Consider the following 17,060-nt stretch of genomic DNA (forward strand, 5'->3'; position numbering starts at 1 on the left):
TCTGGCACATTTGGAGCAGAGGCGGGGCATGGCACCCGCCTTTTTTGTGACCTCGGATTTGAGATCCTACAGCGCCCGACCTTAAACATGAATCCCCAATACCCTGCCGCGCTGCGTGTTCTCGGGACATCGGTGATACGAAACGCTTCAGGTTAAAGGCCGGACACTTTGGTCACCCTAAGACAGCCCGTCCCAGATCAGTTTTCCGCCGGTTAGCAACAGAAGAATATAAGTCGCCGCAAAAAACAGCCGCTCCGGCACCAGTAAATGAGCGCGTACGCCCAGCCATGTTCCCAAAAACGCAAAGGGTGCCAAGACAAGATTGGCCAGAAACGTCTGGGTCGTGAACATGCCCAGCACGGCGTAAGGTAAGAACTTCACAATATTGAGAACCCAGAAAACGATGACGGTCGTCGCTTGGAACTGGGTTTTATTCAAGCCACGGCTGAGCAGGAAAAAAGCTGCCGGTGGTCCGCCGGCGTGGCTTATGAACGTGGTGAACCCGGTCAGCGCCCCGAAAAACAATCCTGCGCCATCCGGCATCCGGTTTTTTGCCAAACGTATCAAGCCTGTCGAAAGGGCAAGGTGCCAAAGCACGAAAGCCACCGAAACCAAACCGATCATCAACCGCAGTAAATCTGCCGAGGCTACGCGGTACAACAGAATACCGGCCAACACCCCCGGAAGGCCGCCGATGATCAAAAGTTTCGCATCCGCCGCGCTCCATTTGCGCCAATAGGGTTTTAGTGACGAGACGTCGATCAACATCAACAGCGGCAACATGATACCCAAGGCCAGCTCTGGTGGGACGACCAGTGCCAGGACCGAAGCCGCGGCAAAAGCAGCGCCCGATCCGAACCCTGCCTTGGAGATACCAGCGAAAACAACAGCGGGACCGGCGACGCAGAAAAACAGTAAATCAAGCTCAAACATGTCATAGATTATAGGCTGTTATGTCAAAGTTTATAGCAAGAGGAATTAATTGAAATTTATCGGAACGAATTTCAGGAGGGCGCGTTGGTAGGGCAGACGGATGATAATCATCCAAGACAAAATGGAGTAACAAATATGAAACGCTTTCTGAGCACCACCGCAGTTCTTTTTGCCCTTTCCGGTACCGCATATGCGGACGGTCATGCCGCGAACTTTGGAACGGTAGAATTTGAAAACGGCGACTTCTTTGCGTCTGATCTGATTGGTATGCGGATTTATAACAGCGAAACCGAAATCGCCAACGGTTACATGATCAACGACGGTGGCGAGACCGAGTGGGACGACATCGGCGAAATCAATGACATCATCGTCAGCCAAGACGGCAAAATCCGCGCGGTTGTCCTTGGGGTCGGCGGTTTTCTGGGCCTTGGCGAGCGTGACGTGACCGTCTCCATGGATGCGATCAAGGTCGTCCAGGAGAAAGACGATGCCGATGACCGCTTTCTGGTTGTGACCACATCCAAAGAAGTGCTTGAAAATGCGCCGGTATTTGACGCCGACATGGACCACAGCAAAGAGATGGCGCACAACAAAGACATGGCGCACAATGACATGGAAAAGTCTGCTGATCACGCGCTGACCCGCCCGATGATGAAACGTGAAGGTTATGCAGAGATTGATCCGGTCGAGGTAAAGCAGCTGACCGCGGAAAAATTGCAGGGTGCCTATGTCTATGGCGCGAACGATGAAACCGTGGGCGAGATCGGCCAGCTGCTTATGGATGACGATGGCAAGGTTTCTCAGGCTGTGATCAACGTCGGCGGTTTCCTTGGCCTTGGTGAAAAGCCGGTTGCAGTGAGCTTTGAGAAAATCCAGATCCTGAAAGGTGTAGATGGCGATGAATACCGCTTTTACATCGACAGCACTGAGGAAAAACTGGAAGCGCTGCCAGAATACCAGAGCTAATATGCAAGTGCATTTATGCACGTCAAAGGCTACCGGTTTTGGTAGCCTTTGACACGTCTGGGCGGGGCTAATCCGCCAAGTTCCCTGCATTGCATCATGGTAGGAAAACCACGCAACTTGCAGGCTGCCGCGCATTTCGTTATCTCGACGACAAATTAACCCTCACGGAGACTTATCATGGCCAGAGCCAAAATCGCGTTAATCGGCGCCGGGCAAATCGGTGGCACGCTTGCGCATCTCGCAGCTCTCAAGGAACTTGGCGACGTTGTAATGTTCGACATCGCTGATGGTGTGCCGCAGGGCAAAGCCCTCGACATCGCCGAATCGGGCCCATCCGCCAAGTTCGACGCCAATATGTCCGGCACGCAGGATTACGCTGATATCGCCGGTGCTGACGTCTGTATCGTGACTGCTGGTGTCGCCCGTAAACCGGGGATGAGCCGCGACGATCTTTTGGGCATCAACCTGAAGGTTATGAAATCAGTGGGCGAGGGCATCGCCGCACATGCGCCAAACGCGTTTGTGATTTGCATCACCAACCCGCTGGACGCGATGGTTTGGGCGCTGCGCGAATTCTCCGGCCTGCCACATGAAAAGGTCTGCGGCATGGCGGGCGTTCTTGACTCCGCACGCTTCCGCCACTTCCTTGCGGATGAATTCAAAGTGTCCATGAAAGACGTCACCGCGTTTGTTCTGGGTGGCCACGGCGACACGATGGTGCCGCTGGTGCGTTATTCAACTGTTGCCGGTATCCCGCTGCCGGATCTGGTGAAAATGGGCTGGACCTCACAAGAGAAACTGGACGCGATTGTTCAGCGCACCCGTGACGGCGGTGCCGAAATTGTTGGTCTGCTCAAGACCGGCTCTGCCTTCTATGCGCCTGCAACATCCGCAATTGAAATGGCGGAAAGCTATTTGAAAGACCAAAAGCGCGTTCTGCCATGTGCGGCCTATGTAAATGGCTCCTATGGTCTGGACGGGTTCTATGTTGGCGTCCCCACAGTGATCGGTGCCGGCGGTGTTGAGCGTGTTGTCGAAATCCAGATGAACAAGGACGAGCAGTCCATGTTCGACAATTCCGTAAACGCGGTCAAAGGTCTGGTTGATGCGTGTAAAGGTATCGACGACAGCCTGAGCTAAGCCGCCAAAATGTTTGCAAGATTGAAACGCGCCCCTTTAGGGCGCGTTTTTTGTGGCCGATACAGTGGCGGATACAGAAGTGAAAGCACCTCTTGGCAGGGTGGGCGGTTTTGTGATCACTCTGCCGTGGCGATGTGGCAAAGCCTGTGCAAATCTGACATCTGCTATCGGTCGGGGCCGCAAGAAGGTTGAGTCGGTAGAAATGTTACCGTGTTTGTGATCACAGTGGTTTCAGGTGTGATCACAAATGCTGTGACATAATGGTATTGTGCTGGTTTTTAACTGCAATTGTCGGTGAAACCGCGCTGCAAATGCATCGACCCCCGTGACACCGCTCTAAAATCCGTTATGACTTGTGCCAATGAATGAAATTATACAGCCACTCTTTCTGTAGCCACCTTAAAGGACCTGTGCCATGGCCGATGTAAACCGGGGCAATCGTCCCCTGTCGCCACATCTGACGATTTACCGTCCGCAACTCACCTCGATGACCTCGATCCTGACGCGGATCACTGGAAATGCGATGCTTGTCGCGGCCCTTATGATTGTCTGGTGGTTTCTGGCCGCAGCCAGTTCGCCTGAGTACTTTGCGATTGCGAACGGGTTTGTCACCAGCTGGTTCGGTGATCTGATCATGTTCCTGTCCCTGCTGGGCCTGTGGTATCACACGCTGGCGGGCATTCGGCATCTGATCTGGGACAACGGGCATGGGATGGACATCAAGACCGCAGAAAAGCTGGGTTTGGCCTGTCTGATTGGTTCGGTGGTTCTGACCATCCTCACCGCCTTGATCGTGTAAGGGAGAGTTCACATGGCATATCTGACAGACCGCAAGCGCGCGCAGGGCCTTGGTTCCGCGAAAACCGGTACCGCACATTTCTGGTCCATGAAGGTCAGCGCAGTGGCATTGCTGATCCTGATCCCGCTGTTCGTATTCACCTTTGGGGCGGCCCTTGGTGGCACCTATGAGGAAATCACCACCTATTACAGCCGCCCGGCCCCTGCGATCATCGCGGCGCTGACATTGGTCGTCGGCTTTAAGCACTTTAACGACGGTGCGCAAACCATGATCGAAGACTATGTGCATGGCACCGCACAGAAAGTCGCGCTTATTCTGGTGACCTGCCTGAGCTATGGCGCGGCGGCGGTTGGCATTTTCGCCATCGCCCGTCTCGCATTGTAATTCTGGCGCACTGACCACCTATTTCCCGAAGGAAGACCGATATGGCCGCATATGAGTATGAAACCCACGAATATGACGTGGTTGTTGTGGGCGCTGGCGGGGCTGGCTTGCGCGCGACATTGGGCATGGCAGAGCAGGGGTTGCGTACCGCCTGTGTGTCCAAAGTTTTCCCGACCCGCTCGCACACCGTTGCGGCACAGGGTGGCATCGCCGCCAGCCTGAGCAACATGGGCCCCGACAGCTGGCAGTGGCATATGTATGACACTGTTAAGGGGTCTGACTGGTTGGGTGATACGGATGCGATGGAGTATCTGGCGCGCGAGGCCCCCAAAGCGGTTTATGAGTTGGAACACTACGGGGTGCCGTTCTCACGGACCGAAGAGGGCAAGATTTATCAGCGTCCCTTTGGCGGCCACACCACTGAATTTGGCGAAGGCCCGCCGGTACAGCGCACCTGTGCCGCGGCGGACCGTACCGGCCACGCCATTTTGCACACTCTTTACGGTCAGTCGCTTAAGCAGAACGCGGAATTCTTTATCGAATACTTCGCCATTGATTTGATCATGTCGGATGACGGTGTCTGTCAGGGTGTTCTGTGCTGGAAACTGGATGACGGCACCATGCACCTGTTCAGCGCCAAGATGGTTGTGCTGGCCACAGGCGGTTATGGCCGCGCTTACTTCTCGGCCACGTCTGCGCATACTTGTACCGGCGATGGTGGCGGGATGGCGGCACGTGCGGGCCTGCCTTTGCAGGACATGGAGTTCGTGCAGTTCCACCCAACCGGCATTTACGGCGCGGGCTGTCTGATCACGGAAGGGGCGCGTGGCGAAGGCGGGTACCTGACCAACTCAGAAGGCGAACGCTTCATGGAGCGCTATGCCCCGACCTATAAGGACCTGGCATCGCGTGATGTGGTTTCGCGCTGTATGACGATGGAAATCCGCGAAGGGCGGGGTGTTGGCGAAAACGGCGACCACATTCACCTACACCTGAACCACTTGCCGCCGGAAACGCTGGACCTGCGTTTGCCCGGTATCTCGGAATCTGCGCGTATCTTTGCCGGTGTTGATCTGACCAAAGAACCGATCCCGGTTCTGCCAACGGTTCACTATAACATGGGCGGCATTCCAACCAACTATTGGGGCGAGGTTCTGGCACCAACGGACGACAACCCTGACAAAGTTGCCCCCGGCCTGATGGCAGTGGGGGAAGCAGGCTGTGCCTCTGTGCATGGTGCAAACCGTTTAGGCTCGAACAGCTTGATCGACCTTGTGGTCTTTGGCCGGGCTGCCGCTATCCGCGCGGCGGAGATTGTCGATCCGAAAACCGCCGTGCCAACGCCGAACAAAGCTTCTGTCGAGGCGGCGTTTGATCGGTTTGACGGGCTGCGTTACGCCAAGGGACAAATCCCAACCGCGGACCTGCGCCTTGAGATGCAGAAAACTATGCAGGCAGATGCCGCCGTTTTCCGTACCGACAAAACCTTGGCGGAAGGTGAAGAAAAGATGAAAGGTGTTGCAGCCAAGCTGAACGATCTGCATGTCACCGACACGTCACTGGTCTGGAACTCGGATCTGATGGAAACGCTTGAGCTGACAAACCTTATGCCCAACGCAACGGCAACGATTACTGCCGCCGCCGCACGTAAGGAAAGCCGTGGTGCCCATGCCCACGAGGATTATCCGGACCGTGATGACAAGAACTGGCGCAAGCACTCGCTTACATGGTTCAAAGGCAACGATGCCACGCTTGGCTATCGCGGTGTTCAGTTGAACCCGCTGACCCAAGAAGACGAGGGTGGGATCGACCTGAAAAAGATCGCACCAAAGGCGAGGGTATATTGATGGGGATCGCGTTCAAACTACGGGCACTTGCGGGGGCGGTTGCCCTCGCCATTACCATGCCGCTGGCCGTGCAAGCCGAGGGTCACAGCGACACATATGTCGGGGCAAAAGGTTATGTCGGCGAGGTGAACGCACGTCCGGCCAAGCAATACCGCGCCAAGGACAGAACCAACGGAAGCCAGCCCAAGCGGGTGCGCAGCACAGTGCGCTATACTGTTCCCGGCTGCCCGCCAAAATTCAACGGCATGTACCGTGGCACGCTTTATTGTGTCGACGGCAGGCCGATTGACTGATGATTGCGCAGTGATCATGAAGGCAATTGCAGCAGCTGCATTTCTGATGACCGTCACAGCCTGCGCCCCCGTGCAGCAGGCCGTTGACTCGACCGCGCGACAGGGGGCCAAAAGCGTTGTTACCGAAACGCTGGCGACACGTTTTCCGCAAGTCCCCAAGCAGCTGATCACCCCGTTCACAGATTGCATTATCGACAACTCTTCAGCCCTGGAAATTCGTGATTTTGCCAAGGCAGCTGTGTTGGGTGTTGATGATCAAACAGCGGAGACGGTGCGCACGGTTCTTGCGCGGCCAGAGACCGTTAAATGTCTTCAGGCTTCGGCCCTGAGCAGCGGGATCATCTGACCTATGAACACGCCAGCACATACAACTCCCAACCCGATTGATGCGGGCCTGATGTCCGAAAGATTGCGGGCGTTGTTTCGCAGCGCCGACCGCCCGACACGGCGCAAACTGGTGCCGATCCTGCCGCCCGAGGAAATCGAATTTGCGGGCGTGCGCATGTATGTTGATCCGCGCGACAATTTCACCGACAGGATGATCTGGCGCGATGGCCATCCGCCCGAAGTTAAATCCCTGATGGCCTTGACTGAGATCGTTGAGGGCAAGAACACCTTTGTGCTGGATATCGGCGCAAATTCAGGAGCTTACACTATTCCTCTGGCCTATGCCGCCGGTCCGGACAGCCGCGTCATCGCATTTGAACCGAACCCAACAATGATTGGCCGGCTGGGACATAACGTGCGGCTGAACAATCTCGGGACAGTTGTGCGGATTGAAGGCTGCGCACTTGGCAGCGGTGACGGCGAAGCGATGTTGAACTTTCGCGAGCGCAACTTTGGACAGGCTTCACTGATGCCCATTAAGGCGGGGCAGGACGGTGCCACATTGGTACCGGTTCGTCCTTTGCTAGATTTTGTTAATGGCGCGGAAAACTATGATGTTTCTGTACTGAAAATTGACGTGGAGGGGGCCGAGGTTGCGGCCCTTGGGCCGCTGTTGGATGCGGGCGGCTGGCTGCCCGATGTGATGCTGGTTGAAACCGCACATGCGGACGAATGGAACGTCGATCTGGTGGCACAGATCAAGGGGTTGGGTTTTGAAATCACCCTGCAAGCCGAACAAAATACGCTGTTTGTCCGCCAATAGGAAAACAGCCTGATGAAACGCCGCCGCAGGTGGCAAAACGGATGAAACGGGCAAGCCTGCCCAGAAAAATGGAGACGCGACATGGTTCAGCTGACACTCCCCAAGAACTCGCGGATGACAACCGGCAAGACATGGCCAAAGCCGTCCGGGGCGACAAACGTTAAGGAATTCCACATCTACCGGTGGAACCCGGATGACGGCAAGAACCCGGCAGTCGATACATATTTTGTAGATATGGACACCTGCGGCCCGATGATTTTGGACGCGTTGATCAAGATCAAGAACGAGATCGACCCGACATTGACCTTCCGCCGGTCGTGTCGCGAGGGGATTTGTGGGTCCTGTGCGATGAACATCGATGGCATCAACACGCTGGCCTGTACTTACGGCGTGGAGGAAGTGAAAGGCGCGGTTAAGGTTTACCCGCTGCCACATATGCCCGTGGTCAAGGATTTGATCCCCGACCTGACGCATTTTTACGCCCAGCATGCCAGCATTCAGCCGTGGCTTGAGACCGAAACGCCGGCACCTGTGAAGGAATGGAAGCAGTCGGTGGATGACCGCTCCAAGCTGGACGGGCTTTACGAGTGCATCATGTGTGCCTGCTGTTCAACATCCTGCCCCAGCTACTGGTGGAACGGCGACCGCTACCTTGGGCCAGCCGCCTTGTTGCACGCCTATCGCTGGATCATTGACAGCCGCGACGAAGCGACTGGCGAACGTCTGGACGAGCTTGAAGATCCGTTCAAGCTGTACCGCTGCCACACGATTATGAACTGCGCCAAAACATGCCCCAAAGGGTTGAACCCAGCGCTAGCCATTTCCAAGATCAAGAAACTGATGGTTGAGCGCACGGTTTAACCTGAACCATATGCTTGCCTCCGGCGGTCCTGTCTCTGTGTCGGGACCGCCAGTGGCCGACAAGGGCTGCCGGTGCTTTTCCTTCCCTTCCTGATCATCGTTGTGATTGCTGTGGCCATCTACGCCAACCGCAATAAGGACCGGCGTCGCTGCCGGTGGCGCCAGAACCGGCACGAGAGCGATGGCGCTTTAATCCGTTACAATTGCATTACCTGCGGGCAGGAGGCCTTTCGCAGCACCGGCGCGCCCCGCGAGTGTCTGGCGCAGCTGGGACGGGCCAAGCTGTAACACTGCGTTCGCCTCAACAACGGGGGCGTAACGACACCAAAGCTATTTGAGTTTGAGGCATCCCGCAGCACTTTTCGCGCTCGACCAGCAGGAGAGGCGGCGAACAAGTGATTCAAGTTTTACTCGAAACGCTATAAGCTCTTCCAAAGCGGGGAGAGACCATGGGCGATTTTCAGGCAGATGTAATCATCGTAGGGGCGGGGCTTGCCGGCATGGTGGCCGCACATGAGGCGGTTTCGCGCGGGCGTAAGGTGCTGATGCTGGATCAGGAGGCACCGCAATCCCTTGGCGGGCAAGCGTTCTGGTCTTTAGGGGGCTTGTTCATGGTCGACACGCCTGAACAGCGGCGCATGGGGATCAAGGACAGTCCGGAACTGGCCCTGAATGACTGGATGGGGTCGGCACAGTTTGACCGCCTCGAAGACGTCAATCCGCGCCTTTATGCAGAACAATTTGTCGACTGGGCGGCAGGCCCGATGCGGCAATGGTGTTTCGATCTGGGGATGCGATGGTTTCCTGTCGTGGGTTGGGCCGAACGGGGTGGGGCGCTGGCCCATGGGCACGGCAATTCGGTGCCACGGTTTCACATTACCTGGGGCACTGGCACGGGCGTCATTGCACCGTTTGTCAAACGGATGACCGAATATGCCGCCGCCGGACAGCTCAAACTGGGTTTCCGCCATCGCGTGACGGGGTTGGTTACCACCGACGGCGCGGTCACAGGCCTGCACGGTGACGTGCTGGAAGACACAACAGCGGCGCGGGGGCAAAGCACATCGCGCGAGGTTATTGGCAGTTTTGAGCATCATGCCGCGGCAGTTGTTTTGACCACGGGCGGGATCGGTGGTGATCACGCGCGGGTGCGGGAAAACTGGCCAGTGGCGCGGCTGGGCAAACCGCCCAATATGATGGTGGCCGGTGTGCCGGATTATGTCGATGGCAAGATGCAGGGCATTGCCCGAGCGGCGGGGGCGGGGCTGATCAATGAGGACCGCATGTGGCACTACTGTGAAGGGGTGCAAAACTGGAACCCGATCTGGCCGAACCACGGTATTCGCATTCTCCCCGGTCCATCCTCAATGTGGTTTGACGCCAAGGGCCAGCGGATGGAGGCACCGTTTCTGCCGGGGTTTGACACTTTGGGAACCCTCAAACGTATCCTTCAGGCCGGTGAACACTCGTGGTTCATCCTAACACAAAAAATCATAGAAAAAGAGTTTGCCCTGTCCGGATCGGAGCAAAACCCCGATTTGACCGATGGCGGCTGGATGGATGTGCTAAAGGCGCGGCTTGGCAAGGGGGCCATGCCGGCGGTCGAGGCGTTCAAGAACAAGGGCGCGGATTTTGTCGTTGCGGATGATCTGGAAACACTGGTGGCGGGGATGAACCGTCTAACCCCGGATCAACCGCTTGATCTGGAAAGCTTGCGCCAACAGATCATCAGCCGCGATGCGCAATTGACCAACCCGTTTAGCAAGGATGCGCAAGTCACCGCCCTACGGGGGGCACGTGCTTATCGTGGTGACAGGCTGATCCGCACGGCCAAACCACATGCGATCTTGGATGCGCAAAACGGTCCGCTGATTGCGGTGCGCCTGAACATTCTCACACGCAAATCCTTGGGCGGCTTGCATACTGATATCAAGGGGCGTGTACTGACTCCAGAGGGCAGGGTTTTGCCGGGGCTCTATGCCGCCGGCGAAGTCTGCGGTTTTGGCGGGGGCGGATATCATGGGTATAACGCGCTTGAGGGGACATTTTTAGGGGGATGCCTGTTTTCAGGCCGTATCGCGGGACAAAACGCATGAGAGACAACACACCACAAGACGCCGAGGCGCGCCGCGCGGTCCAGCCGGTCATCTGCTATCCTGTAGAGACCTTGCCGCAGCCTGATATGGCACCGTACGAAAGCGCCCGCAGCGGCTTGCGTAAGACAGACGAGGTGCTGGTGGCCCCGCGTGATGCGGCCACCTTTAGCGTGCCTGCTGGACATTTCTTTCGTATCTCTTCGGTTGAGGGGCCGCAGGTGGGCGATTTGAACCTTTGGAATGCCACCGACCTGAACGAACGGTTTTATTCCGGCAAGACCCGGGCCCTGCATGGCACGCATATCACCTCGGGTCAGCAGATGTGGTCGAGTTTTCCCTATCTGCGCCCGATGGCGACGATTACCCGCGATACGCTCGATTGGTACGGGATAGATGCCTTTGGTGGATCGGTGCATGACGTGATTGGCACCCGCTGTGACCCCTATACCCATCATTTGCTGAAAGGCGGGCACTACCATCATTGCTGCCACTCCAATTTGACCCGCGCCTTGGCCGCCCATCTGGAGGTGCCCCTGAGCGAGGCCGAACCATATGTACATGACGTTTTGAATGTCTTTATGTGTACCGGATTCACCCGCGATACCGGCCAGTATTTTATGAAGGCCAGCCCGGTGCGCCCGGGTGATTACCTTGAATTCTTTGCTGAAATTGATGTGCTGGGCGCACTGAGTGCCTGCCCGGGTGGTGATTGCTCGGCAGAGCATTCATCGGATGTCGCCCGTTGTTACCCGCTGCTGGTCGAGGTGTTCGCTCCTGAAACGGAGGTGATCAAGGCCCGCGCGACCAATCCTGTGAATGGATATGATCGCACGCACGGGCCTTGACATTGACGCTTAGGAAAATGCGGCTTCCAGCGCGATTTCTACCATATCGCCAAAGGTCTTTTCGCGGTCTTCTGACGGCAGGGCTTCACCGGTTTGCAAATGGTCGGAAACGGTCAGCACGGCTAATGCGCGCCGGCCATGACGGGCCGCCAAGGTGTAAAGTTCTGCGGCTTCCATCTCGACGCCCAGAATACCATGACGCACCATCTGTTCATCCAGATCGGGGCGTTCGGCATAAAAGACATCTGACGAATAGATTCCGCCCACATGGGTTTTTGTGCCCCGCGCCTCGGCTGCTTTGACGGCGGCTTGTAACAAAGACCAATCCGCCGTCGGCGCAAAATTCAATTCGCGAAAAATACCGGAAGAAGGGGAGGTGATAGTGCTGGCGCTCATTGCAACAATTACATCCCGAATACCGACATGCGGTTGCATCCCACCGCAAGACCCGATGCGCACAAGCGTTTGCACATCATAACTGCTGATCAACTCGTTTGCATAAATAGACAGCGATGGCATGCCCATCCCCGAACCCTGAATGGTTACCGGATTGCCATTCCATGTGCCGGTAAAGCCCAGCATCCCGCGCACTTCGTTAACCAGTTTGGCGTCTTTCAAAAACGTCTCTGCGGCCCATTTGGCGCGATATGGATCGCCCGGCATCAGGACAGTTTGTGCAATTTCTCCGGGGGCGGCACCGATATGAACGGTCATTGGAAGCTCCTGTTTTTGTTTGCCAATTAAGTGCATTTGCAGAGGTCTAGGGCAATAGGAAATGCAGATAGACCCGCGTGGCGTGTGTGGTGCGTTTTTGATGCTCGCAATGCGCGTGCGCGCCACTCAAGTCGGACGTGAATTCGAATCAGTTTTTGGGAAATTTTCGCCGTATTGAGACCTCAGCGACTACAACCATCGGTGAGGTCTCAATAATTGGGTCGTTTAGTCTCAAATTTTCATCATATCGGGCGAGGCACCGTTCGCCACCGCTTCACGGAACCAGTTGGGTTGGCGACCCTTGCCGGTCCAAGTTTGGCTTGCATCGTCCGGATTGGCAAACATCGGCTTGGATTTCACCTTTGTTTTCTTGGTTTTGGCCTTTTCGGTCTTTCGCGGTTTCGCCGTGTCGTCGGCCAATTGGTCGAGTGAGAAACCGAATTCGGCAGCCGCTTTTTCGGCCGCTTTGCGGGCCTCGCGATAGTCGCGGGCCTTGGCCGCGTTCAATGCTTTCTGTACATCTTTAAGATGTTTTTCCAACTCTTTACGAGTCATTGATTTTAGTTCGATATGCACAGGAAAACCCCTTTTCAACACAATAGAAGAAAAGGAGTTAACCAAACGATACCTAAAGAAAAGGCCGAATTTGTGTCAGTTTTTACTCGGCTGCGACGGCCTCGGGGTCGGCCAGAACGATGATATCCTGCATAATGACATTCAGTTCGAAATCCTTGGGCGTATAGACCCGCGCGACACCCATTGATTTAAGCCGTGCGGCATCGTCATCCGGAATGATCCCTCCGACAATAACCGGGATATGGCTCAGCCCGGCGGATCTCATTTCGTTCATCAAGTCTTCGACCAGTGGGATATGCGATCCTGACAGGATCGAAAGGCCTACAACATGGGCTGCGCCTTCGCGGGCGGCGGCAATGATCTCGGATGGCGTCAGCCTGATCCCCTCATAAGCGATATCCATGCCACAATCGCGGGCCCGTACTGCAATCTGTTCGGCACCGTTAGAATGGCCGTCAAGACCGGGTTTACCAACAAGGAATTTCAACCGCCGGCCCAGTTTATCACTGACGGCATTCACGGCGTCGCGCAAATCATCAAGGCCTTCGGTCTTGTTTGACTGCCCTTTCGCGACACCCGTCGGCCCGCGGTATTCGCCGTGAACGGCCCGCATCTGCGCTGCCCATTCGCCTGTCGTCACACCGGCTTTTGCAGCCGCGATGGAGGCGGGCATCACATTGCGCCCTTCCGCTGCGGCGGCACGCAAGTCTTTCAGCGCGGCATTGACCTCGCCTTCGTTGCGCTCAGCGCGCCATGCATTCAGTCGGCCAATTTGCTCGGCCTCGACCGCCGGATCGACAACCATGATGCCGCCGTCGCCGGTCATCAACGGGGAGGGTTCTCCCTGCTGCCATTTATTCACACCGACAACCACGGTTTCGCCCGCCTCAATTCGGCCCAGCCGATCGGAATTACTCTCGACGAGGCGCCCTTTCATATAGTCGATCGCGTCGATTGCGCCGCCCATGCCGTCAAGCAGCGCCAATTCGGCACGCGCGCCTTCTTTCAATTCCTCGACTTTTTTGTCGACTGCGGGGTTACCTTCGAACAGGTCGTCGAATTCAAGCAGATCGGTTTCATACGCCAGGATTTGCTGCATCCGCATTGACCATTGCTGATCCCATGGGCGTGGCAGGCCAAGGGCCTCGTTCCATGCGGGCAATTGCACCGCGCGCGCACGGGCTTTTTTGGACAATGTTACGGCCAGCATTTCAATCAAAATACGGTAAACGTTATTTTCGGGTTGTTGTTCGGTCAGGCCCAGCGAGTTGACCTGCACCCCATAGCGGAAACGCCGGTATTTCGAATCCTGTACGCCGTAACGTTCAAGACAGATTTCATCCCACAGATCGACAAAGGCACGCATTTTGCACATTTCGGTAACGAAACGGATACCGGCATTTACAAAGAATGAAATACGCCCGACCAGCGCTGGAAAGTCCTTTTCATCCACGCGGGGGCGCAATTGATCCAACACAGCTGTGGCTGTGGCCAAGGCAAAAGCCAGCTCCTGTTCCGGCGTCGCGCCTGCCTCTTGCAGGTGATAGGAACACACGTTCATCGGGTTCCATTTCGGCACGTTCGTATAGCAGTATTCGGCCACATCCGCGATCATTTTGAGCGACGGGGCAGGCGGGCAGATGTAGGTGCCGCGCGATAGGTATTCCTTGATCAGGTCGTTCTGAACGGTACCGTTCAGGGCGGTAATATCTGCGCCCTGTTCCTCGGCGACGGCGATATAGAGCGACAATAACCAAGGTGCCGTCGCATTGATGGTCATGGATGTGTTCATCTGCTCCAGCGGGATATCGCGGAACAACATGCGCATGTCGCCCAGATGGCTGACCGGTACGCCAACCTTTCCGACTTCGCCGCGCGACAGGATATGGTCACTGTCGTATCCGGTTTGCGTGGGCAAATCGAACGCGACCGACAGGCCGGTTTGTCCTTTGGCAAGATTGGACCGATACAGCGCATTCGACGCCTCGGCGGTGGAGTGACCTGCATAGGTACGGATCAGCCATGGACGGTCTTTGGTTTGCTCGGACATGGGGGGCTCCCTGAAATGTGTGGGCAATAATCTTGCGTGAATTTCTGTGTACGCGACACTTTGTGCCAATGTCAATTCGCTGCGTTGCGGCATTTTATGGGGAGTTTGACGCCGGCAAATCAAAGGGGCCGGCATTCCGCTGCCAGCATAAGGCGAAATGATTCACCTTGGAAAAATGCAAGCGGTCTGCGCCCGCGCTGGCTCTATGGCTTGGATACGGTGCAGGGGCTAGGGCCGGGCTTCATCCGGCCTTCAGAGGGTGGGGGCGGCGGTGTCCGGCGTGACAGGGCAAAGCATCTTGGTGCTGCTTTCAAAGCCAAAGACATATTTGAAGGGGCCAAGGGCTTCCTGCCCGATATCTTTGAACCCTTCGCGTTGATAAAGCGCATGCGCGCGGGGATTGGTACTGATCACATCCAGCCGCACCGAGGTCAGCCCTTGGGATGCAGCCTCTTGTTTGATCGCATTCAACAGCGCCGTGCCAAGGCCCATACCGCGGGCCTGCGCCGCCACGCATATGCCATCCATCAGCAGAACACCCTCGGCCAGTTCCCGTTCAACCATCGCCAGAAGCGGGGCACGCCAGCAAGCGGCAAGCCAGCCGTAGGTTTTCGCAATGTCGCGCAAGGAACCATCGATCAGCGCCCCTTGCCGTGTCTTAAAGCCAGCCACCCCAAGGATCGTGTTCTCCGGCCCCCGTGCCACAAGGGCAAACTGTGGGTTCAGATGTGCCGCGATGAAGGACACGGCTTTGGTCTGCGGCCCCAGAACGTAGTGCAGCTTTTGGGCGAAGGCATCCCAATACAGGGCGGCAATCTCTCTGCGCTCAGGGTCTGAAAACCCTTTGGTGATTGTGAATTTCATTTACGGTATCCCCTGTGTGGCACTTCACATATTGTCCTTGTCTCCTGACCCTGCAAGGGTGCGCCTATGACGCAAACCGTGCAACTCCCGCTTTGGCTTTTTGTACTGATCATGCTTTTTGCAGCGGTCACAGCCCTAAGCCATTTTTTGTTGCCCTCTGTGCGCTGGTTCTTTCGGCGGCGGCTGGAAAAAGCGGTGAAACGGCTTAATAAACGGCTGAAACGCCCGATTGAGCCGTTCAAACTGGCGCGGCGTTATGACATGATCCAGCGCTTGATCTATGATCCAGAGGTCACCCGCGAGATTGTTAATTACGCCCGGCAGAACGGCGTGCCTGAAAATGTCGCCTTTGAAAAAGCACGTGATTACGCGCGCGAGATCGTGCCAAGCTTTTCGGCCTTTGCCTATTTCAGCTTTGCCATCAGGTTGGCCCGCCTCCTTGCGAATTTTGTCTACCGGATCGAACGGTCCGAAACGAATGATCGCATATTCAGCAGCATTCCCAAGGATGCCACGGTGGTTTTTGTCATGAACCACCGCAGCAATATGGATTACGTGTTGGTGACCTATTTGGCGGCGCGTGACTCTGCGTTGTCCTATGCGGTGGGGGAATGGGCCCGTGTCTGGCCACTCAGCTGGTTGATCAAATCGCTGGGTGCCTACTTTATCCGCCGCCGTTCGCGCGGGGCGCTTTATCGCAAGGTGCTGGCGCGTTATGTGCAGATGGCAACAGAGGGCGGTGTAAATCAGGCGTTTTATCCTGAGGGCGGGCTGAGCCTGACCGGCAAACTTCAGCCGCCTAAGATGGGGTTAATGTCCTATCTGGTGGAAGGGTTCGATCCGCAGGGTGCGCGCGATGTGGTTTTTGTGCCGGTGGCCATCAACTATGACCGGGTGCTGGAGGACGTTGTGTTGATCGCCGCCCATGAACGCGGCGACCGGCGGTTTGGCGCACGTATCTCGGTTGTGGTGCGGTTTGTCCTGCGCAAGCTCTGGCAGCGGCTGACCTTTCAGGAAACCCGTTTTGGTCGGGCGGTTGTGGCCTTTGGCACCCCCCTGTCGTTGCGTGCGGCTGGGTCCACGGTGCAGGTGGAGACCCTGTCGGCGGAATTGATGGACCAGATCGCCGGTGTGATGCCGGTTCTTGCGGTGCCAGCGGTCTGTCATGTTCTGCTGAAGCAGGACGGCATAGAGGATGCTGGACTGCGAGGGCAGGCGGCGGCCTTGTTTGACATCGTGCCCGAGGGCAACCGGGGGCTGGATGTGCCGGACCGTGCGCTAGAGGTTTCGCGGGCCATTGAGGGGGTGGCCAAGCGTGGCCTGATCGAGCAGCGGAATGGGTACTGGTATGTCGTCGCGGGTAAAGAGGCGGTGCTGACCTTTTATGCCAACTCGATTGCTCATTTTTTCGAAGGTGATGCTGCGGGCGCATAAAGAATTTCTGCGACTGCGGGGTCATAAAGTTACAAAAAAGCCAGTTCTGGTGTTGCATTATTGCGTGTCCGCTCATATTCCAAATGGACACGGCGCGATTCTGCATCG

At 56.4% G+C, this 17,060-nt stretch carries 18 protein-coding genes; 13 read left to right on the forward strand and 5 right to left on the reverse strand.

Annotated features, from left to right (window positions below; translation table 11 throughout):
- Positions 1-177: 177 nt before the first annotated feature.
- The gene (locus tag HKX44_RS00200) at positions 178-933 is read right to left on the reverse strand and encodes a sulfite exporter TauE/SafE family protein (protein ID WP_276149288.1); all 756 of its coding nucleotides are present in this window, start codon (positions 931-933) and stop codon (positions 178-180) included.
- 135 nt (positions 934-1,068) lie between these two features.
- Here HKX44_RS00200 and HKX44_RS00205 point away from each other — a divergent pair, with 135 nt between their 5' ends.
- From HKX44_RS00205 to HKX44_RS00260, 12 genes are all read left to right on the forward strand, one after another.
- Positions 1,069-1,899 (forward strand): PRC-barrel domain-containing protein, encoded by an 831-nt coding sequence (locus HKX44_RS00205; protein ID WP_276149289.1) that lies wholly within the window; start codon positions 1,069-1,071, stop codon positions 1,897-1,899.
- A gap of 177 nt (positions 1,900-2,076) precedes the next feature.
- Entirely contained in the window at positions 2,077-3,039 is a 963-nt protein-coding gene (mdh, locus tag HKX44_RS00210; protein WP_276149290.1) for a malate dehydrogenase, read from the forward strand.
- Between the two features lie 415 nt (positions 3,040-3,454).
- Complete coding sequence (gene sdhC, locus HKX44_RS00215; protein ID WP_276149291.1) at positions 3,455-3,838, forward strand: succinate dehydrogenase, cytochrome b556 subunit; 384 nt, start codon at positions 3,455-3,457, stop codon at positions 3,836-3,838.
- 12 nt (positions 3,839-3,850) lie between these two features.
- A complete protein-coding gene (sdhD, locus tag HKX44_RS00220) occupies positions 3,851-4,222 on the forward strand; it encodes a succinate dehydrogenase, hydrophobic membrane anchor protein (protein ID WP_276149292.1) in 372 nt (123 codons plus the stop codon).
- A gap of 41 nt (positions 4,223-4,263) precedes the next feature.
- Positions 4,264-6,069, forward strand: a complete 1,806-nt coding sequence (sdhA, locus tag HKX44_RS00225; RefSeq protein ID WP_276149293.1) for a succinate dehydrogenase flavoprotein subunit — start codon at positions 4,264-4,266, stop codon at positions 6,067-6,069.
- The gene (locus HKX44_RS00230; protein ID WP_276149294.1) at positions 6,069-6,362 is read left to right on the forward strand and encodes a hypothetical protein; all 294 of its coding nucleotides are present in this window, start codon (positions 6,069-6,071) and stop codon (positions 6,360-6,362) included. Before sdhA ends, HKX44_RS00230 begins: the two co-directional genes overlap by 1 nt.
- On the forward strand, positions 6,322-6,708 hold the full coding sequence (locus tag HKX44_RS00235) for a hypothetical protein (RefSeq protein WP_276149295.1): 387 nt from the start codon (positions 6,322-6,324) through the stop codon (positions 6,706-6,708). Before HKX44_RS00230 ends, HKX44_RS00235 begins: the two co-directional genes overlap by 41 nt.
- Before the next feature lie 3 nt (positions 6,709-6,711).
- On the forward strand, positions 6,712-7,512 hold the full coding sequence (locus tag HKX44_RS00240) for an FkbM family methyltransferase (protein ID WP_276149296.1): 801 nt from the start codon (positions 6,712-6,714) through the stop codon (positions 7,510-7,512).
- Between the two features lie 81 nt (positions 7,513-7,593).
- On the forward strand, positions 7,594-8,373 hold the full coding sequence (locus HKX44_RS00245) for a succinate dehydrogenase iron-sulfur subunit (RefSeq protein ID WP_276149297.1): 780 nt from the start codon (positions 7,594-7,596) through the stop codon (positions 8,371-8,373).
- A 72-nt stretch (positions 8,374-8,445) separates the two neighbouring features.
- The gene (locus HKX44_RS00250; protein ID WP_276149298.1) at positions 8,446-8,661 is read left to right on the forward strand and encodes a hypothetical protein; all 216 of its coding nucleotides are present in this window, start codon (positions 8,446-8,448) and stop codon (positions 8,659-8,661) included.
- 161 nt (positions 8,662-8,822) lie between these two features.
- Positions 8,823-10,469, forward strand: coding sequence for an FAD-binding dehydrogenase (locus tag HKX44_RS00255; protein WP_276149299.1), 1,647 nt, complete (start codon positions 8,823-8,825; stop codon positions 10,467-10,469).
- On the forward strand, positions 10,466-11,314 hold the full coding sequence (locus HKX44_RS00260; protein WP_276149300.1) for a DUF1989 domain-containing protein: 849 nt from the start codon (positions 10,466-10,468) through the stop codon (positions 11,312-11,314). The genes HKX44_RS00255 and HKX44_RS00260 overlap by 4 nt, the downstream gene beginning before the upstream one ends.
- A 9-nt stretch (positions 11,315-11,323) precedes the next feature.
- Here the strand turns inward: HKX44_RS00260 and deoD are convergent, their stop codons facing one another.
- The 4 genes from deoD to HKX44_RS00280 form a co-directional block, all read right to left on the reverse strand.
- Positions 11,324-12,028: a purine-nucleoside phosphorylase gene (deoD, locus tag HKX44_RS00265; protein WP_276149301.1), complete on the reverse strand. Its 705-nt coding sequence runs from the start codon at positions 12,026-12,028 to the stop codon at positions 11,324-11,326.
- Between the two features lie 231 nt (positions 12,029-12,259).
- On the reverse strand, positions 12,260-12,604 hold the full coding sequence (locus HKX44_RS00270) for an H-NS histone family protein (RefSeq protein ID WP_276149302.1): 345 nt from the start codon (positions 12,602-12,604) through the stop codon (positions 12,260-12,262).
- 82 nt (positions 12,605-12,686) lie between these two features.
- The gene (locus tag HKX44_RS00275; RefSeq protein ID WP_276149303.1) at positions 12,687-14,654 is read right to left on the reverse strand and encodes a protein meaA; all 1,968 of its coding nucleotides are present in this window, start codon (positions 14,652-14,654) and stop codon (positions 12,687-12,689) included.
- A 252-nt stretch (positions 14,655-14,906) separates the two neighbouring features.
- On the reverse strand, positions 14,907-15,518 hold the full coding sequence (locus HKX44_RS00280) for a GNAT family N-acetyltransferase (RefSeq protein ID WP_276149304.1): 612 nt from the start codon (positions 15,516-15,518) through the stop codon (positions 14,907-14,909).
- Between the two features lie 66 nt (positions 15,519-15,584).
- Here HKX44_RS00280 and HKX44_RS00285 point away from each other — a divergent pair, with 66 nt between their 5' ends.
- Complete coding sequence (locus HKX44_RS00285; RefSeq protein ID WP_276149305.1) at positions 15,585-16,952, forward strand: 1-acyl-sn-glycerol-3-phosphate acyltransferase; 1,368 nt, start codon at positions 15,585-15,587, stop codon at positions 16,950-16,952.
- Positions 16,953-17,060: the final 108 nt, after the last annotated feature.

The organism is Sulfitobacter sp. M05 (genome assembly GCF_029285175.1).
GTDB lineage: Bacteria > Pseudomonadota > Alphaproteobacteria > Rhodobacterales > Rhodobacteraceae > Sulfitobacter.